Annotated in this window: 1 protein-coding gene; it reads right to left on the bottom strand. The window is 44.4% G+C overall.

Annotated elements, in window-relative coordinates:
- Positions 1–50 precede the first annotated feature (50 nt).
- On the bottom strand, positions 51–6827 hold a 6777-nt coding region (locus O3670_RS10660), incomplete at its 5' end, for an LPXTG cell wall anchor domain-containing protein (protein ID WP_371596147.1).

Here is a 6827-nt window from a genome sequence, read left to right as displayed (position 1 = left end):
TTTTAATTGGAATCTGGATTCTTAAGGTCCTATCCGACCGTTACATCATTTTAACGTTTGCGTCGTTTTGCGCCATAGAGTCCAAATCCAGCTAGAAGACTTGCCAAACCAAAGATTGCAAGGTTTGAATCCTCACTACCAGTTTCTGGAAGTTGAGCTGTCTTATCACTTGGATTGATAAAGTGAGCTTCTTCTTTTGTTTCTGGAAGTACTGGAGCCTTAGGCTCTTCTGTTTGTGGAGCTGGCTGTGGCTCTGGTGTCGGAGTTTTATCCGGCACTGGTGTTGGAGTCACAATTTGTTTGTAGATGTGTTGAGTATTACCATTTTCATCTACAATTGTCTTCACAAATTCATAACCTGGGATTTCTTTCTTAGGTTGTTGGCCATCTTCAGTTGGATAACCAGGGATTGGCGTACCATTTTCATCAACGTATGACGTCGTTACTTGCTCGTAGACATGTTCGATATCACCATTAGGTAATTTCTTAGTTTCTACGAAGCGGTAACCTGGAATTTCAACTTTTGGCTGTTCACCATCAACTGTAGGATATCCTGGGATTTCCTTACCTTCTTTATCAACAAACTTAGTGATTGGAAGGACAGTTGGTGTGTAGGTTGCTGAAGCCTTAGTTCCGTTAACATCTTCACGAACCACTGTAACTGCTGGGGCAGTTCCTGTAAATTCAGTTTCTGGTGTGAATGTTACAGTGCCATCTGCAGCTACTGTGTAAGTTCCTACACCTGCAATAGTCTTAGTTGTTGAGCCATCTTCAAAGGTAGCTGGTACTTGGTTATTCATTGGTACACGGCTATCGCCTTCAGTGAAGCTTGGCTTACCTGTTTGCGTTTGACCTTTATTACCAATTGAAGTAACTGATTCTGCAGTTGGTGTTACTGGTGTTACGGTTGGCGTGTAGGTTGCTGTAATGGCTGTACCGTTCTTATCAACACGTTTCACGGTTACGCCTGTACCTGTTCCTGTGAATGATTTTTCTGGGACAAAGGTTACTGTTCCATCTGGAGCAACTGTGTAAGTTCCTTCACCTGGAATAACTTTAGTTGTTGAGCCGTCTTCAAAGGTAGCAGGTACATCATCATCCATTGGGACACTTGGGTTACCAGGAGTGAAGCTTGGTTTACCTGTTTGTGTTTGACCTTGGATATCTGTTGATGTTGCTGGCTCTGAAGTTGGTGTAACTGGAGTTACTGTTGGCGTGTAGGTTGCAGAGGCTTTGGTTCCGTTCTTATCTTCACGAACCACTGTTACAGCTGGTGCTGTTCCTACGAATGATTTTTCTGGAACAAAGGTTACGGTTCCGTCTGCTACTACTGTGTATGTACCAACACCATCAACTGTCTTAGTCGTTGAACCATCATCAAATGTTGCTGGAACATCGTCATTCATTGGTACACGGCTGTCACCTTCGGTGAAGGTTGGCTTACCGGTTTGAGTTGCACCTTGAATATCTGTTGATGTTGCTGGTTCCGCTGTTGGAGTTACTGGAGTTACTGTTGGTGTGTACTTCGCTGTAATTTCAGTTCCATTCTTATCAACACGTTTCACGGTTACGCCTGTAGCAGTTCCAGTGAATGATTTTTCTGGAACGAAAGTTACTGTTCCGTCTGCTGCTACTGTGTATGTACCAACGCCTTCTACTGTCTTAGTGGTTGAACCATCTTCGAAGGTAGCTGGAACGTCATTGTTCATTGGTACACGGCTGTCACCTTCGGTGAAGGTTGGCTTACCAGTTTGTGTAGCACCTTGGATATCTGTAGATGTAGCATCTTCAGAAGTTGGAACGACTGGAGTAATCTTAGGTGTGTAAGTTGTGTCTACAGTTGTTCCATTTGTATCAGCTGCTTGAACCTTAACTGGAACAACATCACCTGAATAAGATTTGTCTGTTGGTGTGAAGGTTACAACACCTGTCTCTTTATCAACTGTGAAGGTACCAATAATATCGCCCGCTGGTGATTTCGCAAACACTGCCGCTGCTGGTTGGCCATTTTCATCAAGAAGAGTAATGGTATCCTTATCAATTGGTGCAACTGGGTCACCTTCAGTGAAGGTTACTGTTCCAGTTTGAACCACGCCTTGAGGTGCTTCAGATTCAGCAGGAGTTGCTGTTGGAGTTACTGGAGTCACAGTTGGTGTGTAAGTCGCAGAAGCCTTAGTTCCGTTCTTATCTTCACGAACAACCGTTACGGCCGGCGCTTTACCCGTGAATGATTTCTCAGGAACAAAGGTTACTGTTCCGTCTGCTGCTACTGTGTATGTACCAACACCATCAACAGTCTTGGTAGTTGAACCATCTTCAAATGTTGCTGGAACATCGTCATTCATTGGTACACGACTATCACCTTCAGTATATTCAGGCTTACCTGTTTGGGTTTGACCTTGTTTACCTGTTGATGTTGTTGGTTCAGCAGTTGGTGTAACTGGGGTTACTGTTGGTGTATATTTTGCTGTAACTGGAGTACCGTTCTTATCAACACGCTTAACCGTTACGCCTGTACCTTCTCCTGTAAATGATTTTTCTGGTACGAAGGTTACAGTTCCGTTCGGAGCGACTGTGTAAGTTCCTTCTCCTGGAATTGTCTTCGTAGTTGAGCCATCTTCAAAGGTTGCTGGTACATCATCATCCATTGGGATTGCAGGGTTACCAGGTGTAAAGCTTGGTGTACCAGATTGTGTTTGACCTTGGATATCTGTTGATGTAGCATCTTCAGAAGTTGGAACGACTGGAGTAATCTTAGGTGTGTAAGTTGTTTCTACTGTTGTACCATTAGTATCCGTAGCTTGAACTTTCACTGGAACAACATCACCTGAATAAGATTTATCCGTTGGGGTGAAGGTCACAACACCTGTTTCTTTATCAACGGTGAAGGTACCAATCACGTCACCTGCTGGTGATTTCGCTTCTACTGATGCTGCTGGCTGACCAGTTTCATCAAGAAGAGTAATGGTATCCTTATCAATTGGTGCAACTGGGTCACCTTCAGTGAAGGTTACTGTTCCAGTTTGAACCAAACCTTGAGGTGCTTCTGATTCAGCTGGAGTTGCTGTTGGAGTTACTGGTGTCACAGTTGGTGTGTACTTAGCAGTAACTGGAGTACCGTTCTTATCGACACGTTTAACCGTTACGCCTGTACCTTCTCCAGTGAATGATTTTTCTGGAACAAATGTTACGGTTCCGTCTGGAGCAACTGTGTAAGTTCCTTCACCAGGAACGGTCTTCGTAGTTGAGCCATCTTCAAATGTTGCAGGTGTATCATCATCCATTGGAACATTTGGATTACCTGGTGTGAAGGTTGGTGTACCTGTTTGCGTTTGACCTTGTTTGTCAGTAGATGTTGTATCTTCTGCAGTTGGTGTAACTGGTGTTACTGTTGGGGTGTAAGTTGCAGAAGCTTTTGTTCCGTTCTTATCTTCACGAACCACTGTTACAGCTGGTGCAGTACCGACGAATGATTTTTCTGGTACGAAGGTTACTGTTCCATCTGCTGCTACTGTGTAAGTACCAACACCGTCTACAGTCTTAGTCGTTGAGCCATCGTCAAATGTTGCTGGAACATCATCGTTCATTGGCACACGGCTATCGCCTTCAGTAAATACAGGTTTACCAGTTTGTGTAGCACCTTGGATATCTGTCGTTGTTGCATCTTCAGAAGTTGGAACGACTGGAGTAATCTTAGGTGTGTAAGTTGTTTCTACTGTTGTACCATTTGTATCAGCTGCTTGAACCTTAACTGGGACAACATCACCTGAATAAGATTTATCTGTTGGTGTGAAGGTCACAACACCTGTTTCTTTATCAACAGTGAAGGTACCGATCACGTCACCTGCTGGTGATTTCGCATCTACTGATGATGCTGGCTGACCAGTTTCATCAAGAAGGGTAATTGAATCCTTGTTAATTGGTGCGACTTCATCACCTTCAGTAAAGGTTACTATTCCAGTTTGAACAAGACCTTGAGGACCAGTTGATTCTGCTGGTGTAGCAGTTGGAGTCACCGGTGTTACTGTTGGGGTGTAAGTTGCAGAAGCTTTGGTTCCGTTCTTATCTTCACGAACAACCGTTACGGCCGGCGCTTTACCTGTGAATGATTTCTCAGGAACAAAGGTTACTGTTCCGTCAGCTGCTACTGTGTAGGTACCAACTCCATCAACTATCTTAGTCGTTGAACCATCGTCGAAAGTAGCTGGAACATCGTCATTCATTGGCACACGGCTGTCGCCTTCAGTAAATTCAGGCTTACCTGTTTGAGTTTGACCTTGTTTACCTGTTGTTTCAACTGGTGTCGCTGTCGGTGTTACAGGAGTTACTGTTGGTGTGTACTTCGCTGTGATTTCAGTTCCGTTCTTATCCACACGTTTCACAGTTACACCTGTACCTTCTCCTGTGAATGATTTTTCTGGGACAAAGGTTACTGTGCCATCAGGAGCTACAGTGTAAGTACCTTCTCCTGGAATAACTTTAGTTGTTGAGCCATCTTCAAAGGTTGCTGGTACATCATCATCCATTGGGATTGCAGAGTTACCAGGTGTAAAGCTTGGTGTACCTGTTTGCGTTTGACCTTGGATGTCTGTAGATGTTGCAGGTTCAGCAGTTGGGACAACTGGAGTGATCTTCGGTGTGTAAGTTGTTTCTACTGTTGTACCATTTGTATCAGCTGCTTGAACCTTAACTGGGACAACATCACCTGAATAAGATTTATCCGTTGGTGTGAAAGTAACCACACCTGTCTCTTTATCAACGGTGAAGGTACCAATTACATCACCTGCTGGTGATTTCGCTTCTACTGATGCTACTGGTTGACCATTTTCATCAAGAAGAGTAATGGTATCTTTATCAATTGGTGCAACTGGGTCACCTTCCGTGAAGGTTACTGTTCCAGTTTGAACCACACCTTGAGGTGCTTCAGATTCAGCAGGAGTTGCTGTTGGGGTTACTGGAGTCACAGTTGGTGTGTACTTAGCAGTAACTGGAGTACCATTCTTATCGACACGTTTAACCGTTACGCCTGTACCTTCTCCAGTGAATGATTTTTCTGGAACAAATGTCACTGTTCCGTCTGGAGCAACTGTGTAAGTTCCTTCACCTGGAACCGTCTTCGTAGTTGAGCCATCTTCAAATGTTGCAGGTGTATCATCATCCATTGGTACATTTGGATTACCTGGTGTGAAGGTTGGTGTACCTGTTTGTGTTTGACCTTGTTTGTCAGTAGATGTTGTATCTTCTGCAGTCGGTGTGACTGGAGTCACAGTTGGTGTATAAGTTGCAGAGGCTTTGGTTCCGTTCTTATCTTCACGAACAACCGTTACGGCTGGCGCTGTTCCGACGAATGATTTTTCTGGAACGAAGGTAACAGTTCCGTCTGCTGCTACTGTGTAAGTACCAACACCGTCTACAGTCTTAGTCGTTGAACCATCGTCAAATGTTGCTGGAACATCATCGTTCATTGGCACACGGCTATCGCCTTCTGTAAATACTGGCTTACCTGTTTGTGTAGCACCTTGGATATCTGTAGTTTCAACTGGTGTTGCTGTCGGTGTTACAGGAGTTACTGTTGGGGTGTACTTAGCTGTGATTTCAGTTCCGTTCTTATCCACACGTTTCACAGTTACGCCTGTTCCTACTCCAGTAAATGATTTTTCTGGTACGAAAGTTACTGTACCATCTGGAGAAACGGTGTATGTTCCTTCGCCATCCACTGTCTTAGTGGTTGAGCCATCTTCAAAGGTCGCTGGAGTATCCTCATCGATTGGAACATTTGGATCGCCTTCAGTAAAGGTTGGTTTACCTGTTTGAGTGGCACCTTGGATATCTGTCGATGTTGCATCTTCAGAAGTTGGAACGACTGGAGTAATCTTAGGTGTGTAAGTTGTTTCTACTGTTGTACCATTTGTATCAGCTGCTTGAACCTTAACTGGGACAACATCACCTGAATAAGATTTATCTGTTGGTGTGAAGGTCACAACACCTGTTTCTTTATCAACAGTGAAGGTACCGATCACGTCACCTGCTGGTGATTTCGCTTCTACTGATGCTGCTGGCTGACCATTTTCATCAAGAAGGGTAATTGAATCCTTGTTAATTGGCGCTACTTCATCACCTTCTGTGAAGGTTACTGTTCCAGTTTGAACCAAACCTTGAGGTCCCGTAGATTCAGCTGGTGTTGCTGTTGGAGTTACTGGTGTCACAGTTGGTGTGTAAGTCGCAGAAGCTTTGGTTCCGTTCTTATCTTCACGAACAACCGTTACGGCCGGCGCTTTACCTGTGAATGATTTCTCAGGAACAAAAGTTACAGTTCCGTCGGCTGCTACTGTGTAAGTACCAACTCCATCAACTGTCTTGGTAGTTGAACCATCGTCGAAGGTTGCTGGAACGTCATCGTTCATTGGCACACGGCTATCACCTTCAGTAAATTCAGGCTTACCTGTTTGGGTTTGACCTTGTTTACCTGTTGATGTTGTATCTTCTGCTGTTGGTGTAACTGGTGTTACTGTTGGGGTGTAAGTCGCAGAGGCTTTGGTTCCGTTCTTGTCTTCACGAACAACCGTTACAGCCGGTGCAGTTCCGACAAATGATTTCTCAGGAACAAACGTCACCGTACCGTCAGCTGCTACTGTGTAAGTACCAACTCCGTCAACTGTCTTAGTCGTTGAACCATCGTCAAATGTCGCTGGAACATCTTCATTGATAGCTACTGTTTTCTCAACACCATCAACGGTTACTGTTCCACCCTTGAATTCAGGTTTACCAGTTTGAGTAGCACCTTGGATATCTTTTGTTTCAGCTGGAGTTGCTGTCGGTGTTACCGG

The organism is Streptococcus sp. 27098_8_74, from assembly GCF_041431705.1.
GTDB classification, from domain to species: domain Bacteria; phylum Bacillota; class Bacilli; order Lactobacillales; family Streptococcaceae; genus Streptococcus; species Streptococcus salivarius_E.
This window is presented reverse-complemented; position numbering and strand designations above follow the sequence as displayed.